At 71.6% G+C, this 1,315-nt stretch carries 1 protein-coding gene and 1 pseudogene; both read right to left on the bottom strand.

The window, feature by feature from the left end:
- Positions 1–598, bottom strand: a pseudogene (locus tag ACWEWT_RS21230) (hypothetical protein); the annotation flags it as partial.
- A gap of 280 nt (positions 599–878) precedes the next feature.
- The coding region (locus ACWEWT_RS21225) for a hypothetical protein (RefSeq protein WP_452561282.1) at positions 879–1,315 on the bottom strand (437 nt) is incomplete at its 5' end.

Below are 1,315 nucleotides of genomic sequence, written 5' to 3'. Positions count from 1 at the left end.
GAGGTTCACCGTTACCCGGCGGCTGACCCTCCGCAGGAGGTTCACCGTTACCCGGCGGCTGACCTTCGCCCGGCGGCTGGCCCTCACCCGGCGGCTGACCCTCCGCGGGAGGTTCACCGTTACCCGGCGGCTGACCCTCCGCAGGAGGTTCACCGTTACCCGGCGGCTGACCTTCGCCCGGCGGCTGGCCCTCACCCGGCGGCACAGCCGGTCCGGGATTGGGAGCAGCGGCGGAAGGCGGCGGGTTATCGGCCTCGTCCTCATCGGATTCGTCCTCATCACCGCTGTCGCCCTGGTCTCCGCCGAGACCTTGCGACATCATCGCGGCCATCATCAGCTGGCTCGCCATGTCTCCGATGCCGCCACCGGCACCGCCACCGGCACCGCCGCTGGAACCGCCACCGGTACCGCCGCCGGAACCACCACCGGTACCGCCGCCGGAACCACCACCGGTACCGCCGCCGGAACCACCACCGGTACCGCCGCCCGAACCACCACCGGTACCGCCGCCTGTACCCGAACCACCCGATTTGCTTTCGCCCGAGCCGAGTTCGTCTGCGGAGAGCTCACCCGATCCGAGACCGTCCGGTCCGAACAAGCCCGAATCGGGTTTGTCCGTGCCCGGGGTCGTCGGGTCCTCAGGGGTTGTCGGGACCTGAGGTGTAGTCGGGACCTGAGGTGTCGTCGGCACCTGAGGCGTCGTCGGCACCTGAGGCGTCGTCGGCACCTGAGGCGTGGTCGGCGCCGGAGGTGTGGTCGGCGCCGGAGGTGTCTCCGGCACCTCAGGCGTTTCCGGCGTCTCAGGCGTTTCCGGCACCTGAGTCCCGGGCGCGGGAGTCTCACCGTCCGCAGGAGGCTCGTCGCCACCGCCTACGAACTCACTGCCTGCCCAGACACCGGCGACCGCGGCCACCGCGCTCACACCGGCCACTGTTTTCCACTTGTTGTTTCCAGGCGCGTTCGCAGAGTCGGCGGGCTCGTTCCTCGAAGAGCTGGAGCGCGAGTTCGCGGGCGCGTTCCCAGGCGCATTCCCCGGAGCGTTTCCGGGCGCATTCCCGGGCGCGTTCCCCGGAGCGTTCCCCGGCGCATTCCCCGGAGCGTTCCCGGGCGCATTCCCGGGCGCATTCCCGGGCGCGTTCCCCGGAGCGTTCCCCGGCGCATTCCCGGGCGCATTCCCGGGCGCATTCCCGGGCGCGTTCCCCGGAGCGTTCCCCGGCGCATTCCCGGGCGCATTCCCGGGCGCATTCCCCGGAGCGTTCCCCGGCGCATTCCCGGGCGCATTCCCGGGCGCATTCCCGGGCGCATTCCCGGGCGC

The organism is Nocardia sp. NPDC003963 (genome assembly GCF_053605105.1).
The sequence above is the reverse complement of the archived record's forward strand: the minus strand, read 5'-3'. Positions and strand labels throughout refer to the sequence as shown.